This window comes from Candidatus Zixiibacteriota bacterium, assembly GCA_040752595.1.
In the GTDB taxonomy this organism is placed as follows: Bacteria; Zixibacteria; MSB-5A5; order WJJR01; family WJJR01; genus JACQFV01.
The window spans coordinates 59019-78674 of record JBFMGX010000015.1; the positions used below are offsets into that span (position 1 = coordinate 59019).

Annotated in this window: 18 protein-coding genes; 11 read left to right on the plus strand and 7 right to left on the minus strand. The window is 62.3% G+C overall.

Annotated elements, in window-relative coordinates; all coding sequences use genetic code 11:
- Nucleotides 1-141: 141 nt before the first annotated feature.
- The 4 genes from AB1792_05225 to AB1792_05240 all read right to left on the minus strand — a co-directional run bounded on the left by AB1792_05225 (nucleotide 142) and on the right by AB1792_05240 (nucleotide 4107).
- The gene (locus AB1792_05225; GenBank protein MEW5701612.1) at nucleotides 142-846 is read right to left on the minus strand and encodes a hypothetical protein; all 705 of its coding nucleotides are present in this window, start codon (nucleotides 844-846) and stop codon (nucleotides 142-144) included.
- The gene (locus AB1792_05230) at nucleotides 839-1798 is read right to left on the minus strand and encodes a radical SAM protein (protein MEW5701613.1); all 960 of its coding nucleotides are present in this window, start codon (nucleotides 1796-1798) and stop codon (nucleotides 839-841) included. The genes AB1792_05225 and AB1792_05230 overlap by 8 nt, the downstream gene beginning before the upstream one ends.
- Nucleotides 1795-2706 (minus strand): NAD(P)/FAD-dependent oxidoreductase, encoded by a 912-nt coding sequence (locus AB1792_05235; protein MEW5701614.1) that lies wholly within the window; start codon nucleotides 2704-2706, stop codon nucleotides 1795-1797. Before AB1792_05235 ends, AB1792_05230 begins: the two co-directional genes overlap by 4 nt.
- 63 nt (nucleotides 2707-2769) lie before the next feature.
- Nucleotides 2770-4107 (minus strand): TIGR00366 family protein, encoded by a 1338-nt coding sequence (locus AB1792_05240; protein MEW5701615.1) that lies wholly within the window; start codon nucleotides 4105-4107, stop codon nucleotides 2770-2772.
- Between the two features lie 381 nt (nucleotides 4108-4488).
- Here AB1792_05240 and AB1792_05245 point away from each other — a divergent pair, with 381 nt between their 5' ends.
- The 5 genes from AB1792_05245 (at nucleotide 4489) to lon (ending at nucleotide 11538) form a co-directional block, all read left to right on the plus strand.
- Nucleotides 4489-4902, plus strand: coding sequence for a hypothetical protein (locus tag AB1792_05245; protein MEW5701616.1), 414 nt, complete (start codon nucleotides 4489-4491; stop codon nucleotides 4900-4902).
- Nucleotides 4903-5042: 140 nt separating this feature from the next.
- The gene (locus AB1792_05250; GenBank protein ID MEW5701617.1) at nucleotides 5043-6092 is read left to right on the plus strand and encodes a DUF933 domain-containing protein; all 1050 of its coding nucleotides are present in this window, start codon (nucleotides 5043-5045) and stop codon (nucleotides 6090-6092) included.
- Nucleotides 6093-6234: 142 nt separating this feature from the next.
- On the plus strand, nucleotides 6235-8295 hold the full coding sequence (locus tag AB1792_05255) for a tetratricopeptide repeat protein (GenBank protein MEW5701618.1): 2061 nt from the start codon (nucleotides 6235-6237) through the stop codon (nucleotides 8293-8295).
- 242 nt (nucleotides 8296-8537) lie between these two features.
- Nucleotides 8538-8990: an Hsp20/alpha crystallin family protein gene (locus AB1792_05260; protein ID MEW5701619.1), complete on the plus strand. Its 453-nt coding sequence runs from the start codon at nucleotides 8538-8540 to the stop codon at nucleotides 8988-8990.
- A 55-nt stretch (nucleotides 8991-9045) separates the two neighbouring features.
- The gene (gene lon / locus AB1792_05265; GenBank protein MEW5701620.1) at nucleotides 9046-11538 is read left to right on the plus strand and encodes an endopeptidase La; all 2493 of its coding nucleotides are present in this window, start codon (nucleotides 9046-9048) and stop codon (nucleotides 11536-11538) included.
- A 433-nt stretch (nucleotides 11539-11971) separates the two neighbouring features.
- Here lon and AB1792_05270 read toward each other — a convergent pair whose 3' ends face one another.
- The gene (locus AB1792_05270; protein ID MEW5701621.1) at nucleotides 11972-12835 is read right to left on the minus strand and encodes a class I SAM-dependent methyltransferase; all 864 of its coding nucleotides are present in this window, start codon (nucleotides 12833-12835) and stop codon (nucleotides 11972-11974) included.
- Between the two features lie 2 nt (nucleotides 12836-12837).
- Nucleotides 12838-13248: a hypothetical protein gene (locus tag AB1792_05275; protein ID MEW5701622.1), complete on the minus strand. Its 411-nt coding sequence runs from the start codon at nucleotides 13246-13248 to the stop codon at nucleotides 12838-12840.
- Between the two features lie 451 nt (nucleotides 13249-13699).
- Between AB1792_05275 and AB1792_05280 the strand changes: the two genes are divergently transcribed.
- The 6 genes from AB1792_05280 (at nucleotide 13700) to AB1792_05305 (ending at nucleotide 19051) form a co-directional block, all read left to right on the plus strand.
- A complete protein-coding gene (locus AB1792_05280; GenBank protein MEW5701623.1) occupies nucleotides 13700-15151 on the plus strand; it encodes a fibronectin type III domain-containing protein in 1452 nt (483 codons plus the stop codon).
- A 444-nt stretch (nucleotides 15152-15595) separates the two neighbouring features.
- A complete protein-coding gene (locus AB1792_05285; protein MEW5701624.1) occupies nucleotides 15596-15856 on the plus strand; it encodes a hypothetical protein in 261 nt (86 codons plus the stop codon).
- A 236-nt stretch (nucleotides 15857-16092) separates the two neighbouring features.
- A complete protein-coding gene (locus AB1792_05290; GenBank protein ID MEW5701625.1) occupies nucleotides 16093-16737 on the plus strand; it encodes a hypothetical protein in 645 nt (214 codons plus the stop codon).
- A 41-nt stretch (nucleotides 16738-16778) separates the two neighbouring features.
- Complete coding sequence (locus tag AB1792_05295) at nucleotides 16779-17654, plus strand: hypothetical protein (protein MEW5701626.1); 876 nt, start codon at nucleotides 16779-16781, stop codon at nucleotides 17652-17654.
- A 211-nt stretch (nucleotides 17655-17865) separates the two neighbouring features.
- A complete protein-coding gene (locus AB1792_05300) occupies nucleotides 17866-18438 on the plus strand; it encodes an archaeosortase/exosortase family protein (protein ID MEW5701627.1) in 573 nt (190 codons plus the stop codon).
- Entirely contained in the window at nucleotides 18395-19051 is a 657-nt protein-coding gene (locus tag AB1792_05305; GenBank protein ID MEW5701628.1) for a hypothetical protein, read from the plus strand. Before AB1792_05300 ends, AB1792_05305 begins: the two co-directional genes overlap by 44 nt.
- 58 nt (nucleotides 19052-19109) lie before the next feature.
- Here the strand turns inward: AB1792_05305 and AB1792_05310 are convergent, their stop codons facing one another.
- Nucleotides 19110-19634: a BrxA/BrxB family bacilliredoxin gene (locus AB1792_05310; GenBank protein MEW5701629.1), complete on the minus strand. Its 525-nt coding sequence runs from the start codon at nucleotides 19632-19634 to the stop codon at nucleotides 19110-19112.
- Between the last annotated feature and the right edge of the window lie 22 nt (nucleotides 19635-19656).

Here is a 19656-nt window from a genome sequence, read left to right on the forward strand (position 1 = left end):
TGCGCCGTGGGCTATCATCTGCCGCCCCGCTGGGGTTCTCTTGCTCTGGTGCCCCACCCGAAGGGTGGGTTTCTTCCTCCGGTCACGACGACCCGCGATCCCCACAGTGGCCGATTGTCCTGCGGCCCTTTGGAGTCGCGGCTAATCGGCGACGTGCGAAGAAGATACGACGTCGTCGGCGTTGTAGTCCAGGATCAGCGCCTTCTGGCTTCCCAAGACGACACCCCCGGATCCCACATCATAATGTGCCCGGACTCTGGCCCCATCGGCAGGGCCGAGGAGTTCCTGTACGTTGGTCAGCGTTGGTCCGCGGGCACGGATTCGACCCAAAGCCCTGATGATGACGTCGACGCGGCGGGCGTGATCCGGATTGAACCACAGGGATGAATCAAACGGTGCCGACCCCAGCGTGGGGCGACGGTGGCTGTACAGGACATCGGTGATCGCACCGGTCGGGTTATAGGAGAAGACAACGTGCAGGTGGCTGGAATCGCCGACGGCAGCGCGCGGATCGAGCGGGACACCGGAGCGGATGGAACCCAAGTCGTACCAGAATTGGCGCTCGTCGAAGTCCGGCGGGCCCAGATAAATTTCGGCGTTGGCGCGCGTGAAGCCGACGAAGTCGGTCTGCGCGAAGAGTGACTTCAGCATGCGCCCCCGCTCCGGACCGAGTGCGCTCTGCCATCGCGCCGGGCTGAACGGCCGTGGACGAAAGTGCAGCCAGAGGCCGGCGATTGCCAGAAACACGAGCTGGCCAGCCACCAGCATGGTGATGCGAATCATCCAGTTCTGCTTCGGCGGGATGACATCCGGGTCCGGCGCCAATATGGGGTGGTGGTCATCCATGCGCGGCTTTGACCACGAGCGGCCGGGCTGTGAACCGGCCAGCTCCCACCGATGGAAGTGCCGGCCCCCGGACCGCGTATTGCCCACAATTGGAGCCGATCGTGTTCTCATCATATTCGCCAATACTCAACAACACGTCGAACCCCGCCTGCGCCAGGGCGTCCACCAAGGGACGCGCGCGCGACTCGGTTCCTGGACCAATGAGGGAGGACAGCCGCCAACGCCGCGCCGCCGCCGTCGGATTGAGTGGCGTCAACTTGATCACGAAGTCCTCAGGATCGAAAGTGTCCCGGATTACCCCCATATCGATCGGGAATCCCTCGATCAGACAGAAGTTCAATGTTATCTTGCGGTCTCCCGGTGCCCGAAAGCCCTTTCCGATCGCTGCCATTTGATGCAACGAGAGCGACTCGACGGGACAGAGCCACGACCTGTGCTCCGGGTCGGTTGAGTGAATCGAAAACTGCAACTGGAATCTGCCGCCGCTGTACCGGAGGTCCTTGATCTGACGCAACCGTTCAACGAAACGTTCGGCACGTCGGGGCGCCACCGTGGAGACGGACGCCGTAACCCGGGTGCCGGGGAATTCTGCGGGCAACGCGGCCAGCGCCTCGATAACCGACGGATTGAGAGAAGGCTCGCCCATGCGCGCCATCTGGATCTTCAGCATCCGTGTCTGGGGTCGTCCTGAGGGGAATCGCAATCCGACCGCGGTCCGGACTTGCCAGAGAATCTCCGCCGCATTCAGGCGCCCCTCAGTCCACCCTCCCGCATCGCACATGCGGCAGCCGACCGGGCATCCGAACATCGTCGAGACAATTACGACCCACTTCTCCGACCGGGGACGCGGCGGCTGGACGGAATCCACGAACTCCACGCGGCGTCCACGGGCGTCGGCGGCGACGTGAACCATCGCGAGCCGGGGGTTGCCGGTTGAAGAGACAAGCTTCAATGTCCTTCCTCCCTGAGATATTCATCGCAACACATGGCGGCATCCAACCCCTGTCCGTAGGCGATGGCAATCTGCCGCCTCAGTCCGGCGGTCACGTCACCCGCCGCAAACAAGCCGGGTATGCCCTTGTCCAAGATCATCTTAGCCCCGATGTTCCGACCCTCGACGGTCGCGACAGGCGGTATCTGAGGATCACGACCGATGGATACGAGCACGTGGTCAACCGGAAGGCATACGATGCCCTCGCGTGTTCGGCATTCGACGAAACGTTGTGTGCCGTTGCGAAAACCGACAGTCTCATGTTCGTAGCGCACGCGGATCAGCGGCCTCGTCTTCGCTTCGGTGGCAAGCCGACTATTGCACCGCAACCGGACCGAGCGCACCAGCAGCTCCACCGTGAATCCGGCATCCGCAAGGGACAGTGCCTGATCAACAGCCAGATCGCCCCCGCCCACGACGGCGACACGTCCAGAGGCGCACTTTCTCAGGTCGGTCCAGCGGTATTGTACCCAGTCACTCCCCGCCGCCGACAGCCCCAATCGGCGGGGGGAGGTGCCGGTCGCCAGGATTGCGCCCCAGGTGTTGATATCTCCGGTTTCAGAGGTGAGGCGGAACCATCCCCCAGACGCGGTCACGGCGTGAAGGCGCTGTTTAATGATCGTCGGAGCGAAGCGCATCAGTTGAGCCCGCAGCGCATCGACAATGGCATCGCCGGGGCAAGGTCCCCCCACAAGGGGAGCATTTTCGACGCGGCGTGCTTCACATGCCAATCCCCCGACACGGGCGCACTCGAAGGCTACGACGCGCCAACCGTAGCGAACCAGCTCGGTGGCCGCGGCAATCCCCGCCGGGCCCAAGCCAGCAACGGCCACGTCGAAAGGTAGGTTGGATCGGTCCCTCCGCATCATCCCCGAATCAATGAAACATGATGTGTGCGCAGTCCAGCAGGAAGGACGAACCCCAGCCGTTTGTCACGGAAAGAGGAGAAACGCCGCCGTGACGACGGCAACATAGGCGAGGAAGATCAGGATGGCATATCCCATGATCTCCTTGAAATCGATCTTCGCCACCGCCAAAAGCGGGAGCGCCCAGAACGGTTGGATGATGTCGGTCGCCATGTCGCCCCAGGCGTAGGCGACGACGATTTGGGGTGTGGCGACGCCGAGTGTCTTGCCCGCCGACAGGATGTATGGCGCTTCGATCGCCCATTTCGATCCGCCGGAGGGTACGAAGTAGTTGACGATCCCCGAATACCAGTAGACAATGGCCGGGTATGTATGCGCCGAAGCCACCGAGACAAAGGCATCAGCGAGCCGTTCGGCCAAGCCCGACGACTTGATGATGCCGTACATGCCGGCGTAGAACGGAAACTGCAAGACGATTCCCCAGAGTAGTTTGCCGCCCTCGCCGGCGGCTTTGAGCAATGAGGCCGTGTTGCGGTGCAGCAAAACGCCGAGAAACAGCACGGTGAAGTTGAAGGCATCGAGCGTCAATGAACCATGGCGCCCGGCGAAATACCACACCGCCCAGATCAATCCCAGAATGCCGAAGACGGCGTTCATGAGATAGGAATGCTCCAGACGGTCGGCGGGCGACGGTGTCGCGGGCGGCTCCGGCACAGAGAAATCCGCAAAGTCGTGCAGGACGTCTGGTGAGACAGTGACCGTGCGCTCGCGGCGGGGATGCAGCATCGGCGTGAAGAAGCAGAGGAAGATGCAAACGATCCCAACAAGGATGAGGTTGAAAGGGGCGAAGACTGTCTCGCCCATCGGTATCAGGCCGATCTCTTTCTCCAAAAAATGCCCCGGCGTGGCGACCAGAAGCGGCGCCGAGGCGGACAGGCCGGCATGCCAAGTGCAACCCATGCCGAGATAGGCGCAGGCGACGAGCAGACGGTAATCGACATCGCGTCTCTGCGCGGCGATGAATCGCACCATCAAGGCCGCGCCAACGATCGAGAGCCCCCAGTGAATCCAAGCCAGCGCCAGGGAGAGGATGGTCATCGTCAGGATCGCCGACTTCGGTCCCTTGGGGATGCGGGCAACCGCGACCAAGAGCCGCCGCACCGGGGTCGAGACGGCGACGATGTACCCGGTGAAGACGATCAGGCACATCTGCATGGCAAACGACAACAGCGACCAGAAGCCATCACCCCAGTAGTTGACGCAGGTGAAAATACCGGTCGGCGTGAGTGTGATCGCCGCCGCAAAGACGATCAGGGTCAACAGACAGGCGATGATGAACGAATTCGGAACCCAACGTACGGAGAAACGAGTCAGACCGGCGGCGGCACGTTCGAGCAGAGGCATGGCGGGAAGATACTCGCGACAGCCGGGAGCGAAAGCGCCTTCTCACCATCAGCCACGAACCTACAACTGTCATGCTGAGCGAATCCCGCCCGCCGCGGCGGGCGGGATGACACGAAGCACCTGCTGTCGGTCGTTCACAGGAGGAAAGCAGATCCCTCACTTCGTTCGGGATGACATGGTGGTGCCTTCAACTCCCATCCTATCGCGCACTCATGGCAAGCAAGGGGCTCAAGCCCCTTGTTGACCAATCCGATTCGAACCCCCGCATCTGATACGATCACGCGAGCGATCCCCCTGGCGCCTCGGGTTTTGTGTATCTTCCCCATCGGTCGACAGAGGCGCGGCGCGGACGGAGGGGATCATGCCGCAAAGGAGACGGCGATGGCGGGATTGGAACTGACCGATGAAGCGATTGCGAAGCTGACCGACGAGCAGATGACGGTCTTGCAGGATTTGGGCGAGTTGGCGGCGAAGAAGTTGAAAGTGGCGCAACAGATCAATGAGTTCACCGAGCGGGTGGTGGCCTCGCAGCGGACGATGGGGTTTCAGACCAAGGACGATCCTGCCGGGCTGCACGAGGACCCGGAGGTGCTGTCGCTGGTGACGATCAAAGAGCGATTCAAGATGGGGAACATCCGCGAGCAGGTGCGCCGCACCCTGCGTCGGGCGGTCGAAGTGGGGCTTGGCGACCTGGCGATCATTCAACGGCAGTGCAAGATCTACGGTGTGGACTGCACGCCGGGTGCGACGACGGAGCGGCGGTATTTCTCCGATCCGCCAACGTCGGGGAATTGAGTGGTATACGCCCACCCCTTCGACTTCCCTCGGCTTCGCTCGGGACAAGTCGCTCAGGGCAAGCCCGGCCCTCCCCGCCTGCGGGGAGGGGGCAATGTCCTCCCCCCGTGGACGGGGGGAGTTAGAGGGGGGGACGCCCAATGCTGAAGATCGGGGTCATCGGCCAGCCGCGGTCGGGGAAGACGACGGTCTACAACGCCGTGGCCGCGGCACATGCCGATGTCGACGCCTATCTGGGGCGCGATGAGGTTCGGCGCTCGATGGTCAAGGTCCCGGATGGGCGATTGGATCGCTTGTTTGCTCTGTTTGGCCCCCCCAGGAAGGTCCACGCCGAAATCGAGTACTTCGATTTTCCGCCGTTGACCGGCGACGCCAGTGAAGTGGCGCTGTTGCCACCAGCATTGAGAGAGCTGGACGCCCTCGTGATCGCCCTGCGTGAATTCGGCGAGAATGCCGATCCGGCGGCGGATTGGCGCGCCATCAATGAGGAGTTGATCCTGGCCGACCTGATGGTCGTGGAGAAACGTCTCGGACGGCTGAGCAAGGAGATCGAATCGGGACGCGATGAGAACAAGGTGGAATACGAGGCGCTGGTCCGCTGTCGCCATGCCTTGGAGGCCGGTCGGCCGGTGCGCACGGTGTCATTCACGCCGACCGAACAGCGTCTGACGCGGGGATACGCCTTCCTGTCCGGAATGCCGGTGCTGGCGTTGATCAATGCTCCCGATGACGGCTCCTCCCATTCTGATGAAGAGTGGACCGGTCTGTTGCAGCCAGGACCGAAGGCGCTGGTAAGGACACTGCGCGCCAAGCTGGAGGCGGAACTGGCAACGCTCGATCCGGACGATCGGGCGGCGTTCATGGCCGATTACGGGCTGAGCACATCGGCGCTCGATGGCATGATCGCCACCTGCTACACGCTTCTGGGGTTGATCACGTTCTTCACCGGCGATGAGACCAAAGAAGTCCGGGCCTGGACGGTGCGTCGCGGCGCCAGCGCACCGGAGGCGGCGGGAGTCATACATTCGGATTTCGAGCAGGGTTTCATCCGCGCCGAGGTCACCCCGGTTGAAGACCTCTTGACCTTGGGATCATTCGCGGCGGTCAAGAAGGCCGGGAAGACGCGCTTGGAGGGGAAGGAATACATCGTCCAGGATGGCGACTACATGCTGTTCCGGTTCAATGTGTGAACATGGAGTAGATGCGAATGTCGCAGGGGGCTGAAAGCCCCCTGTCCTCTATTTGAGAAGTTGAAGGAGCCAGTAGGGCGGGCTGTGCCCGCCGGTTCTTCGGACGAACAATCGAAGCAGACTGCGCACGACGAGCTGGTTCATGACCGATCGCAACGATTCTGCGAGCCATCAAGATCACTACTGGGCCGCATTAGTGGCGCTGCTAATATGGCTTGCCGTCGTTGCCTCGGCCGCGTTCTTCCCCCATCAGCGGCTGTGGGGGCTCAATCATCTGGCGTTTGTCGGTCCGACGGTGCGTTGGGCGTTTGCCGGTGCGGCGATTGCAGCGATCATGCTTGTTCTGCTGCCCCGTGTCCTTCCCCACAAATCATGGGCCTCGGGACGTTGGCTGTCGGACTGGCGTGGCGGCGTGGCGCTGGCGATCGCCGTCGGCGTGCTCGCATCGCTTTTGCATGCGCGGGAAGCGTTCCTCGGCGACGGTACGTTGCGCGCCGACGGAGCCAGTGAAGGCGCGGCCCTGGCGCCATCGGAGATGTTGCCGACATTCCTGACCGCCACGCTGGTGCGCTATGCGCCCTCGGCCTGGGCGATCGATGGGTATGACGCTTATCGGATCATATCGATTGTCTTTGCGGTTCTCCTGACGCTCGGATTGTGGTGGTTGGTCCCGAAGACGGGAACAGACGGGCGCTCACCGGTCTTCTGGCTGCTCACTTTTGGCTCGGTGCGACTGATGGCCGGGTACATCGAGTCGTACATGCCGGTGTTTACGGCGTTGACGCTCTGGGCTCTGGCCGCGTGGGCGTATCGACGAGGACGTCTCGCGGCCGGTTGGGTGATGGCGTTTTGGGTCGTGGCGATGGTGTCGCACATCATGGCGGTCGTGCTGATTCCGGCAACGCTCTGGCTGTTTGCGGTCGGTCCGCGCGGGCGACCCGGCCGGCAGCGGGCATCGCTGACGACTTTCTTTGTGATCGCGCTCATCGTGGCCGGCACGGTCCTCGGGATCTTCCTCAAGTATGAAGTCGCAGGGCTGGGTGTTAAGGGAACGCACTTTGTGCTGCCGCCATTCTCGAAGGCACCGCATCAGTACGGCCTTTTCTCGTTGCCGCATCTGTTGGACTTCGTCAATCACTGGCTACTACTGGCGCCGGCGTTCCTCGCGGCGATCGGTGTTGTTGTCGCGACGGCCGGTCTCGGTTGGCTCTCACCGGCGACATCGCTACGGCGGGGGGCGCTTTGGTCGTCCGATCTCCTGCTTTGGTGCCTGACCGCCGGTGTACCGTTGGCGGCCGCCATCGTCTTGGAGCCACAGCTCGGCTGGGGGCGTGATTGGGACTTGTTCTGCGTGCTGTCGGCCCCGGCACTGGTGGGGATGGCACTCTGGCTGGCGGGAAATGTCAAGGGAGCATTGCGCCGCAGCGCTGCCGCCATTGCCATCCTGTCGACCGGATTATGGCTGGTATTCTCCGTGGATGCCAATGCCGAGCGGCGACGGTTTGAGGCGCTTCTGGATCTCGACCCCACACGCGCGGGATATGGGCATGAGATCATGGCCCATTACTACCGGCGCCGGAATGACTATCAGAGCGCACTCGAACACTACCAGAAGGCGCTCTTTGCCGGAGAGAATCAGCGTTACCGCATGAGCGTGGCGGTCTGCTACTACTATATGGGGAAGTTCGATCAATCGGAGCTGTGGTACCGTGGGGTCGTGGCGCGCGATTCGGCCATGGCCCCGGCATGGCATGGGTTGTCCTTGGCGTTGCAGCGGCAGGGACGGTTCGGCGAGGCACGTGATTGCGCGCTGCGGGCGCTGGCCATCCAGCCGAATGAGATCGACTTTCAGTATCAGGTCGGGGTCATCAATCTGGAGCTGGGTGATTGGCAGGCGGCGCTCCCATACCTGGAGCCGTTGGCGCGTCTACAGCCGCGTCGCGCCAACCACCTCAATGGCCTCGGTCTTTGTTACTTGGGATTGAAACGCCTGCCGGAGGCCGAAGCCGTACTGAGTGAGGCACTACGCCTCGAACCGGGCAATGCGGTGGTGATCCTGAATCTCGCCCGGGTCGCCGTGGCGCGGCAGAACTACACAGCGGCGCGGAGCTTCCTTTCCCGGTATGAGCAGTTGACCCCGCCGGGGGGGCGTCACCCGGAGGCCCGCCTGTTGGCCGATTCGCTGGCGCGGGTGGGGGCGTAGTTCCCGTCAGCACGGGTCTGAAGACCCGTGGCACAGTCGGTTCGGGGCATTCCCACCCTGCGGGTGGGGCACTAACGGTTAACGGGTCTTGCGGCGACAGCCGAAACTAAGAGAGAGGCATTCGGGTAAAGGGGTATGGAAAAGCGGCTGTTCCGGGACCGGGCGGGTACGTATTCTGAATGTCAATAAGAACTGAGGCGTCGCGCAAGCCGAAGGAGAATCGTCGCAATGGAGTCACTGCCATGAGCATGGCCGAATTCAAGAAGGACCTGATCCAGGATGTGCGGCAGATCCAGGAGGAGATGGATCTGTTGTTCAATCAACTGGCGAGCTGGCGCAAAATGCCGACGTCCAACCGGATGTGGCGGCCGTTCACCGACGTCTGGGAGAGCGACGACGAGGTCGTGGTGCTGGTGGAATTGGCCGGTGTCAGACTGTCGGACATCTCCGTGACACTGGCCGATGGTGTCCTCACGGTGAAAGGGGAACGCCAGGCGGTGCCGATCGGGGATGGTTGCTGCTTCCGCAATCTGGAGATCGCCACCGGACGGTTTGAGCGCAACATCCAATTGCCCGACCGTGTCGATCCGGAACGGGTGAAGGCCGCCTACAAGAACGGGCTTCTGGAGATCACGATCGCCAAGTCGACGCCGCAAGCGGGTGCGGCGCGCGAGATTGTCGTGCAGGAAGAGTAGAACAAACAGCAGATCCTTCGCTTCCCCCGACTTCGCTCGGGACAAGTCGCCCGGGATGACAACCGGCGACGGCGGATACCATACGAATGAGGCGGGCAACGTGACGGCAACGGAAACACCCACGGTACCGGCGGCGGAGAAACCGCAGACGACGACAGCCACTCCTGAGTTGGAGCAACTGGCGCTCCTTCCCACCAAGGGGACGGTGGTCTTCCCCGCCATGGTGGTGCCGCTTCTGGTCACGGAGCAGAAGTACGCGCGGTTGATCGATCAGACCCTGATGCGCGGACGGCTGGTCGGTCTGATTGCCCAGAAGAACCCCGATCAGGATGATCCGGGCGCCGATGGACTGTACCAAGTCGGGACGGTCGGCTCGATTCTGAAGATGTTGCGCTTCCCCGACGGTTCGGTGCGCTGCCTCGTGCAGGGGATGATCCGGTTCACGGTGCGCGAGATCATCCGTACCTCCCCCTTTGTTGTCGCCAAAGTCGAAACCCACGAGGACGACACGGCGCGCTCGGTGCCGATCGAGGCGACGGTGCGCAACGCGCTGGAGCTGCTCAAGAAGGCGGTGGAGCTGTCACCCTACCTGTCGGAAGAAGTGCAGGTGACGGCGATGAACACCGAGGAACCGGGGAAGCTCGCCGACTTGATCGCCGCCAACCTTAATGTGGCCCACGCGCAGAAGCAGGACGTGCTGGAGACCTTCGAGATCCGCGCGCGCCTGGACAAGGTCGTCGATTTGCTCAACAAGGAGGTCGAAGTCCTCGAATTGTCCCGCAAGATCCAGTCGCAGGCGGCGACCGAGATGGGACGGATGCAGAAGGAATACATCCTGCGCGAGCAATTGAAGGCGATCCAGAAGGAATTGGGCGAGACCGACGATCACGCGCAGGACATCGCCGAGTTCCGTCGCAAGATCGACGAAGCCCACATGACCGATCAGGCCAGGGAGACGGCGGACAAGGAAGTCGACCGTCTGGAGAAGATGAACACCGCCTCGGCCGAGTACATGGTGAGCCGCACGTACCTCGATTGGCTGGTGTCGTTGCCATGGGACAAGAAGACCGACGACAACCTCGACATTCCGCACGCGCAGCAGGTGCTGGACGAAGACCACTACGGGCTGGAGAAGGTCAAAGACCGCATTCTCGAGTTTCTGGCGGTGCGCAAGCTGAAAGACTCGGTGAAGGGTCCGATCCTCTGCTTCGTCGGCCCGCCGGGAGTGGGGAAGACATCGCTGGGACGGTCGATTGCGCGGGCAATGGGACGGAAGTTCGAGCGGGTGTCATTGGGCGGGATGCGCGACGAGGCGGAGATCCGCGGGCACCGGCGCACGTACATCGGCGCCCTGCCGGGACGGGTCATTCAGGGATTGCGCCGCGCCGCTGTGAAGAATCCGGTGTTCATGCTCGATGAGATCGACAAGCTCGGCGCCGATTTCCGTGGCGACCCGGCCTCGGCGCTCCTGGAGGTGCTCGACCCGGAGCAGAACAACGCCTTCTCGGATCACTATCTCGACGTCGGCTTCGATCTGTCGGCGGTGATGTTCATCACCACGGCGAATCTGCTGCATCCGATTCCGGCGGTGCTGCGCGACCGGATGGAGACGATCGAGATGCCGGGGTACACCGATCTGGAGAAGATTCAGATCGCCAAGCGCTACTTGCTGCCGCGGGAGCTGGAGAACCACGGGCTGAAGCGGACGCAGTTGTCGATCACCGATGAAGCGCTGGCGCACATCATGCGCGACTACACGCGCGAGTCGGGGGTGCGCAACCTCAACCGCGAGATCGCGACGATCTGCCGCAAGGTGGCGCGCGAGGTGGCCTCGGGGAAGCGCGCCAAGACGACGGTGTCGATCAATGACATCCCCGAATACCTCGGGCCGCACAAGTTCGTCCCGGAGGTGATTTCGCGCGCGGCGCAAATCGGCGTGGTGCCGGGGCTGGCGTGGACTGCGGCGGGCGGCGACATCATTTTTGTCGAGGCCACTAAGATGCCGGGCAAGAAGGTGCTGACCTACACCGGCTCACTCGGCGAGGTGATGGGCGAATCGGTACAGGCGGCGTTCTCGTGGGTGCGCTCCAACTATCGTCTCTTAGGGCTGGAACCGGACGTGTTCGCCCAGTCGGACGTGCATGTGCATGTCCCCTCGGCGGCGACACCCAAGGATGGACCCTCGGCGGGCGTGACGATGGCGACCGCAATTGCCTCGGTCTTCACCGGACGACCGGTCGTGCCGCGTCTGTCGATGACCGGCGAAGTCACCCTGCGCGGCCAGGTGTTGGCCATCGGCGGTCTGAAGGAAAAATCACTGGCGGCATATCGCGCCCAGATTCACACGGTCTTGATCCCCCGCGACAATGAGAAGGATCTCGTCGATGTCCCCGCCGAAGTGAAGGAGAAGGTCACCTTCATTCCGGTGGCAACAATGACCGAGGTCATTCGTCACGCCTTGGCACAGGCACCGGAGGGGACCAAATCCCACAATATCAAACGTCACCCCAAATCCCGCCGTCAGCCCCGAAGAGGCACAAGGGGATAGCCCACGGAGCCGGCCGTGGGACCGACGTGAGTCGCACGAAGAATCCCGCCCTGCGGGTGGGCACCACAATGGGTGTCATAACCCTCGATGAGATGTGGACATCTGGTGCCATGGGTCCGTGGACCCGTGAACCTCCGATCTGCGGAGGCGGTTCGCACGGGTCGAAAGACACGTGTGCTGCGGATTGACCGAGCCAAGAGGCACGGGGAGGAAGACTCGTGGCACGGTGACAATTCCGACACGTCCCCGAAAAGCAGAGTCATCGATGCCGTGGCGTGGCCCACCTGAAGCTGGGGCGGATGAGCGATGCTGCGGCCGACTACAACCATCTCAAAGCGATCGACTCCACCGAGGCGGCGGAACTCTGGGAGGAAATCGAGGCGGTTCAATCACAGGACCCGGCCAGGAGGTGACGAGGACCTCATTAAAGTCGTCAGCGTTCAACCGGGCGGCAGATCAGGGCGAGCCCTGGGCCGAGCTGGCGGCGCGTGAGCCATCCGGCCAAGGGGGCCAGGCGGTAATACAACCACTTGCGGAATGGCTGCCCCCGTCGACCGCGCTCATGCTGGCGAACGCAGATGACCTCGTATCCGGTGTCCCGCAGCAGGCACAGAATGCCGCGATAACTGAAGTTGTATTTCGCGTCGCCGACGAGGGCGTCGGTGATCGAAAGACGCAACCATTGTCGCAACCGCAGGAGCGGCGTGCGATTGACGATGCGCATAACCAGGACACCATGGGCGGCCAAGCGGGCATGGAACGCGCGAAGGGTTGCGGCCGGATCATTAAGGTAGTAGAAGTTGTCGATCGTGGAGATGATGTCAAAGGGCGGGGTCAAGGGGACGTCATCGATCGAACGGTGGACAGTGTAGTTCAGTGCCCGCACATGTGATCGAAGGGAATCGACGATCTCGACTCCCGTGACAATGTCACCGCGCGCGGCCGCCAGTTCCAGCAAGGAGCCGAACGCACACCCGACATCGCAGAGTCGTGCGCCGGTGGACGGCACTGTCGGCTGGGCGTGAGCCAATTGCAGGATCCAGGCCAGGAAACCGAGGCGCTGGTGGCGCCATTGCGCCTCCCGCGATGGATCGGTGTAGCTGGCAACATCGAAATGACCTTGACGGATCACCTCGTTGAAGTCCGTGTCGCGCCAGATGGTAGCGCAATCATCACAGCGACGAAGGTCCGTCCGAATCTCCCCATCACGGATGTAGAGCGGCAGGGTTGTGAGGAGGGATGTTCTCGTCGAGCCGCAAGCGGCGCAATGCGGCCGTTTCGCGTCAGCGGTGGACATGGCTACTCCGGCTCGGCCAAGCGCACCGTGACATGCTCCCACCCATCAGTGGTCGCGAGCGTCTTCCGCAAGTACGCCCCGTCGAATTTGCCGTAGGCCTTGGATGCACCCCAGAGATGCATCACGCCGGCGGCGTGATCGAGGCGAAACCAACCGCCGCCCTTGATCCTCCACCCCGGCGTGCCGAAACGCACGTCGTTTCCGGAGGGACTGGAAATGCTGGAGATGTCGCGCCGTCGACGGCTGAACCTCTGGACGATGTGCGCATGATACTCCGTCAACTCCACCGGGGACAGGACGAGGAATTCCTCATGGGGACCGGTAATGTGGACGAATTTCCCCCCGTACACGGTCGGCGCCTTGTGTTCCACTCCCGCCGGGACGGAATGGTCGCTGTAGTCTTCCACGATCATGTTCGGGACCTCATGGCGGGGGAATATAGTCCAGAGTCGCACACAGGTCACCGTTGAGGTGCGCCACCGGCAGGTCGAAGATTCATGGAGTGCCCGTCAAAGCTCACGACGACGACAGAGACTGAAAGTCAACCCATTGATAGATAACGCGTTATCAGGTCGGCGCGGGTCGCCAATGGGACACTCCGCACAATGATCTACCTTTGACAAGATGAGCACGACAGGCTCCGATCCGAGCATGCCGTTGCTGAACGGGCGCGGATCTCTGAAACTTGTCAATTTCCGGGAAGAAGTGCGGGGTTGGGCGGTATTCAGGTGGCGGGAGGGCTCTCCGTTCGGGTCGCCGAGTCGTTTTCGCTTGTCTGACCGAGGGGGGCGTGCCTAATATTACAGTTCGGGCCTGGGAGTGGGCCGGGACGCTTTTTGATCCATTTTCGAGGTGGGTAGCAAGATGAAACTGGCGATGCGCGCACTGATGGTGCTGGCCTTGGCCGGCTTGGGGCTGGCCTGCAGCGAGGACAAGAAAGTTGTGAACCCGGACCCGATACCGCCGGCGGCAATTGAGAATCTGGTGGCGGGTGGGCCGACATCGTTCACCGTCGGGCTTTTGTGGACAGCGGTCGGTGATGATAGTCTGACCGGAACAGCGGACCATTACGACATTCGCTACTCGCTGACACCGATCACGGAGGCCAGTTTCGGCAAGGCCGCACGCGCCACGGGAGTCCGCAAACCCGAGCCATCCGGGAAGCCGGACAATTTCACGGTCAGCGGCCTGAATGCCAACACCCTGTATTACTTCGCGATCAAAGCCGTCGACCGGGCCGGCAATCTGTCGCCTTTGTCGAACGTCGTATCACAACAGACCGAGCTGCCCCCGGACGAGACCCCGCCCGCGCGTGTGACCAATCTGGCCGTTGCGGACTCCACGCCCTTCACCGTCACGTTGGTGTGGACGGAGGTCGGCGATGACAGCACCACCGGCGCGCCCGACAGCGTCGATTGCCGCTTCTCTATCGGGTTGATTACGGAATCGAATTTCGGCTCGGCCGCTGAGGCGATCCACTTCACCCGTCCGAAGGCGGCGGGTCAGCCCGAGTCACTGGTCGTGACCGGTTTGCGCGACACGACGCGGTACTACTTCTCCCTGCGCGTCGCGGATGAGGCCAACAACTGGTCGCAGATTTCCAATGTGGTGAGCACCCGCACGCTCATCCGCGAACAAGTACCACCGGCGCCGATCGTGGACTTGACCATATTGGATTTCACGTTCGGCACCGCTCGCCTGGGGTGGACGGCACCGGGAGACGATGGCGACGAGGGCACGGCATTCCAGTACGATGTCCGCTATTCGACCATTCCGATCACCGAGGGGAACTGGCTGCGGGAGACGACCAAGATCGGGGGACGCCCAAAACCGAAAGCGGCCGGGTCCGCCGAGGAATTCACGGTCCGCAACCTCCAGGGTTCGACCCTGTACTATTTTGCCGTGCGCACGCTCGACGAGGTGGCCAACATGTCCGGGATCTCAAACCTGGTCAGTTGCACAACGCTGGTGGCGCCGGACACAGTTCCTCCGATCAGGATCCTGTTCCTCAACGTCGCGGATTCCACCCGGAACTCGGTGACACTGACTTGGCTGACTCCCGGCGACGACGGCACTTTGGGCCAGGCGACGACCTACGATATCCGTTACAACCAGGCGTCGATTACGGAAGCCAACTGGGACGCCAGCTTCCAAGCGGCCATTCTCCCGGTACTCCAACAGCCGGGTGGCAATGAGAGATACACGGTCACGGGCCTGAAGCCGAACACACGTTACTACTTCGCAATCAAGACGGCGGACGAAGTGCCCAACTGGTCGCAGTTGTCGCAAGTGGCGACGGCGTTTACGTCGGATTGACTGACGAGCCAATCTCGAACGGGACGATCGACACTGTTGCGTGAGGCCCGCATCGTAAGGCGATGCGGGCCTTGTTGTTTACTGCACCGGTGAGCGCGATAGTGGAAATGGGATAGTATTGTGGATTGGCTGTAATGGCCTTATGGTCCCTCCAGACACGCTGCGCAACGGTCCGTATTTCCTGTCGCTGGTAATCACCGTAATCTCTTGCAGAAAACAGTTGACACCCGAACAGAGCCGTGTAGGTTTTGTGGTGGAAAGACTCCACGGTCTCCGCTCCGGCGCGATGGACAGGTGCGGAGATTGGCCCTCACCGGCGCCTTTGGCGTATGTCTTCGCTGGCGGAGAAGTTGCGTGGTGTGCATGCCGGACAGGATGTGATTGTCTTCCTCACACCGGCCCTCCTCGGCTCCCAGCATCTCTCCGCAGCGGGAGGGGAAAGACATGGGCGACGCTCTGACTCCTGCGGAGATCGAGCAGGAACTAGCCCGTCGGCTGCCGGGCTTTTCGGCCGTGCAGATTGAGGAGTTGACACGGGCATTTGTCGATCTCGCCGCCGGGAAATACGTGACCGGCAAACGCTGGGTGCGCACGTGGCGCAATGCCACGATTCGCTCGCTGTTCAATGGGTTGAACGGGCGCGAGCTGGCGCGGCAGTTTGACCTGACCCCCCGTCAGATCCGACGGCTGATCGAAAAACAGTGACATTTTGCCGGTAGAAATGTCCGCCGGGTTCCCTGCACGTTGAGGCGCTGACGCGCCCTCATCCCCCCACCGCGCGTTCGACAGTAGACATCGATGTGCCGTCTGGCGTTTCTCGACGCCGGCAGGATTGCACATGTGTCTCCGTGGGCGGCCGGAAAGAGCGGCCTTGAACCAGCATGTCGTACCATAGAGGTCGCAACAGGAGTGGTATGCACGCGGCGCTCAGCGTGGCCGCGATGGCAGCCGTACTGTCGATCGGCGCCTGGTTGCTGGCTTCGACGGGCGCCGACGCACTGCCATGGCTGGCCTGGCTCAGTCCGCTGCCGCTCTTCCTGGCCATTCGGACGCTGGACCGTGTCGGTGCCGTCCTTTACGGCGGGATTTGGGGATCCTGTCTGCTTGTCTTTGGCACCGCGATTGCACCATGTCCGCTCTCTCCCCTTCTGACATCACTCCTTATTGTCGCCGTTCCCGCCACCTATGCCGGTTTGGGTACATGGCTGACACGTCGCATCGGCTTCCATCCGCTCTTCTTGGGACTGATGTGGGTCGGAGCCGAGCTCGCGATGGGTCCTCTCGGCTTTCACCGGGGATTGCTGGGCGGCGCCGGGGGCGACTGGTCGTTGGTCCATCAGATCGGTAGTTTATTCGGATATGTTCTTGTCGCCTTTCTGGTGGCGTGGGCGAACGCCTCGGTGTTGGGGGTTCTCGCGGGGATTCGGTTTGCCGTACCCCGTGGCGCCGCGCGGCCCAGACGGGCGGAGTGGGCGGGGTGCTTCCATCCGCGCACGGATGGTTGCACCCCCGTCCTGCTATTGAGTCAGGAGCCTCCCCGGGGACCGCCGCGGTCGTCGTGCTTCTTGCGTTGCTTGGCATGGTGAAGCAACAGGGATGTTCAAGGTAGAGAGGGGAGGAAGAGGACATGAAGAAAGTGTTATTGGTCTTGCTCGTGGGCGGCTTCATCCTCGGCACGCTGGCGGCGACGGACGGTTGGGCGTCCTCCAGGGCATCGGCCGGATGGCGTTCAACGTCCGTGCGCGTCCACACTCAGGCAAACGAACAGAACTGCACCGCATCGGAAAGCAACACAGGTGCCACATCGGAGAGGACCTGCTACAGCCACGATGACAGCCCGCACCACAGCGAGGCCTATGCGCACGCCCGTGCGCGAACGAGGTGGCGGACGCACGTGTGCGGGTGGGGCAACGGATGGTGGTGGAGCTACAAGGGAGCGCTGCTTGATTCGACACAGGGGGCGAACTCTGATTCGACCGAAACAGAACTCGAGTGGGATCCTCCACCTCCGGCAAACACCTTCCGGGTGCGAGTGAGAGGTGAGATGACAAGTGTCAACGCTCCGCCCCCCGACCCGAAGAAGAAAAACTGGGCAATGGATACTCTATATGTGGCCGTCTACGAGGATTCCACATCTGCGGCCCTACAGACGAACGCGCTGCGAGCGGGAATGGTCGTCTTCTGGACTGTGTCAGGAGACGCGAATCCTCATCTGGACTTTCCCACGATCCCAGGCGGCAACGTGTTTACACCCTCGAACTTCTCCGACACCGTGGCGATCCCAGGGGGCTGGAAGGTGACGTATGACTTCACCTTCACCGGTCCGGATGCGACCCCGGCGGACAGTTCACTCTGGTTAGCGGCCGTCACCAACGGTCGCGGCGAAGTCAATGATGCCGTCCCCACCCTCACCGAATGGGGGCTGATCATCCTGATGGTGCTGCTGACGGCGGGGGTGGTCTGGACCTTCGTGCGGCGGCGGCGGGTGCTGGTGCCGGCGTGATGCGGGACATAGGGCAGCCACATGGGGCCGCCCCTACGAACGCGTTGTCGTTCAATGGTAGGGGCAGGACGGCGTGCCTGCCCCATAACCCGACTGGCATGGAACGAGAGAATCGCCATTGGAGCGGTGAACAAGGGGCTCAAGCCCCTTGTTTGCCGTCTGATTTGCAGCGATAGTGGTCAATGATGCAGATTACCGGGGCGTGGACCTGATGAATCAGAGACGGACAAGCAAGTCGGTCTCCGCCCCGGCCAGACGGCGGTGGTCGATGCCGTGGCGGGCCATACGGGCGGTCGGTGTGTTTGCGATCATCGCCGGCGTGTGGTTCTGGAGCTTGAATGTCGAGTGGCTCCTGGAACATGTATGGCGACCGTACACAAGTCTGGTATCCATCGTTGCGGGCGGGATCTTCAAGTTGTCCGGCGCGCAGGTGCAGGGTGCCGGGGCAAGCTTGAGCGTGAATGGGACCGCGTTGACCGTGGAATTCGGCTGCAATGGCCTCGAGGCGGCGGGGCTGTATCTGGCGGCGGTGCTGGCATCGGCGGTGCCGTGGAAGCGGAAGCTCGCCGGGCTTGGCATCGGCGTGGTCGCGATCTTCCTGATCAACCAGATCCGCGTCTGCGGTCTGTATTTGGCGGCGATGGCGGGGGGATCATGGTTTGATTTCGCCCACATCATCGTCGGGCAGACGTTTGTCATCGTATTGACGATGGGGGTCTTTCTCTGGTGGGACAGCCGCGATGACCGCAGGGGGAACGCCGAGGTTCCGCCGGTTCTGGCTTAGCTTGATCGTGGGGTACATCGCGTCTGTGGCGGTGTGGATCGCGATTCGACCGGCTTACCATCGTCACGTGGGCGCGTGGGCGGCGCCGCTCGTTCCCCTGCTGACGGTGGACCGCACGCATGTTGAGAGGACGTACTTCGACAGCACGCTGATACGATTCGTTCTCATCATTCAATCGAAGAAAGACGGTGAGTGGTACCGGGTGCGAATGGGAGTCGATCCCGCGCCGTATGGGTACGGCCATGTGACGCTGGCGGCGCTGGCGCTGGCGATTCCGGGGTGGACCTGGTGGCGGCGGTTGCTGCGGTGGCTGACCGGCGCGATTCTGCTGCAGGCGTTCTTCGTGTTCATGATACTATTGCAGCTCTTCAGCGGTTTCGTTGAGGGCAGCAACCAGTTTCCCTATTGGAGTGGGGATCGACTGACGCCGTTTATCCCGATCTGGCATTTCATCGGCAATCGCGGCGTGATCTCGATCATCGCCGAGCAGTTCGTGCCGATCCTGCTCTGGCTGGCGATCTTCGTCTTCCCGCGGCGTTATACGCGGGCGGTGAAGAACAGGAGGGCGGCCACACAGGGCCGCCCCTACGAACACGTGGTGAGACAGCCGTAGGGGCAGGCCCCTGTGCCTGTCCTGACCCAATTCGAACAAGATCAGACGTGCCCGGCGATCACGACATGGGGATGCGCGAGCCGCAGAAGCGGCCTGTCGGCGATTGCGCGAAGATGTCCGGGGACACCGACGGTCCCGGCGCCGAACAGTGCTCATTGAAGGCGGCGATCAGATCGGCAGCGACCGCCTGCGCATCGCGTCCTTCGATGAGGTGACGGTGCATGTACCAGATCAGTTTCCCATCGCGAAAGAGAAGGAACGACGGCGAGGAGGGCGGCTGCTCGGGCATGAAGGCGCGGGCGCGCATTGTGGCATCGACATCCTGACCGGCAAAAACGGTATAAAGCCGGTCGGGTATGCGCTGGTTTTGCAGCGCCAACGCCACTCCGGGTCGGGCATTCCCCGCGGCACAGCCGCAGACGGAATTCACAACCAGCAGCACCGTGCCCGTCGTGTCACGAAAGGCGTTCTCCACGTCATCGGCGGTCCGCAGTTCTTTGATGCCGACCCAGGTCAATTCATCGCGCATCGCCTGCAGCAGGCGGCGGATGTCATCGGTGGTATAGAAGGGAGCCATACTCATAGTCTTATGTCCTCCCAATTGT

Coding starts and splice junctions, on each gene's coding strand:
- AB1792_05225 (MEW5701612.1), bottom strand. CDS start 846: ATGGATGACCACCACCCCATATTGGCGCCGGACCCGGATGTCATCCCG.
- AB1792_05235 (MEW5701614.1), bottom strand. CDS start 2,706: ATGATGCGGAGGGACCGATCCAACCTACCTTTCGACGTGGCCGTTGCT.
- AB1792_05240 (MEW5701615.1), bottom strand. CDS start 4,107: ATGCCTCTGCTCGAACGTGCCGCCGCCGGTCTGACTCGTTTCTCCGTA.
- AB1792_05245 (MEW5701616.1), top strand. CDS start 4,489: ATGGCGGGATTGGAACTGACCGATGAAGCGATTGCGAAGCTGACCGAC.
- AB1792_05250 (MEW5701617.1), top strand. CDS start 5,043: ATGCTGAAGATCGGGGTCATCGGCCAGCCGCGGTCGGGGAAGACGACG.
- AB1792_05255 (MEW5701618.1), top strand. CDS start 6,235: ATGACCGATCGCAACGATTCTGCGAGCCATCAAGATCACTACTGGGCC.
- AB1792_05260 (MEW5701619.1), top strand. CDS start 8,538: ATGAGCATGGCCGAATTCAAGAAGGACCTGATCCAGGATGTGCGGCAG.
- lon (MEW5701620.1), top strand. CDS start 9,046: ATGACAACCGGCGACGGCGGATACCATACGAATGAGGCGGGCAACGTG.
- AB1792_05270 (MEW5701621.1), bottom strand. CDS start 12,835: ATGTCCACCGCTGACGCGAAACGGCCGCATTGCGCCGCTTGCGGCTCG.
- AB1792_05275 (MEW5701622.1), bottom strand. CDS start 13,248: ATGATCGTGGAAGACTACAGCGACCATTCCGTCCCGGCGGGAGTGGAA.
- AB1792_05280 (MEW5701623.1), top strand. CDS start 13,700: ATGAAACTGGCGATGCGCGCACTGATGGTGCTGGCCTTGGCCGGCTTG.
- AB1792_05285 (MEW5701624.1), top strand. CDS start 15,596: ATGGGCGACGCTCTGACTCCTGCGGAGATCGAGCAGGAACTAGCCCGT.
- AB1792_05290 (MEW5701625.1), top strand. CDS start 16,093: ATGGCAGCCGTACTGTCGATCGGCGCCTGGTTGCTGGCTTCGACGGGC.
- AB1792_05295 (MEW5701626.1), top strand. CDS start 16,779: ATGAAGAAAGTGTTATTGGTCTTGCTCGTGGGCGGCTTCATCCTCGGC.
- AB1792_05300 (MEW5701627.1), top strand. CDS start 17,866: ATGAATCAGAGACGGACAAGCAAGTCGGTCTCCGCCCCGGCCAGACGG.
- AB1792_05305 (MEW5701628.1), top strand. CDS start 18,395: ATGACCGCAGGGGGAACGCCGAGGTTCCGCCGGTTCTGGCTTAGCTTG.
- AB1792_05310 (MEW5701629.1), bottom strand. CDS start 19,634: ATGAGTATGGCTCCCTTCTATACCACCGATGACATCCGCCGCCTGCTG.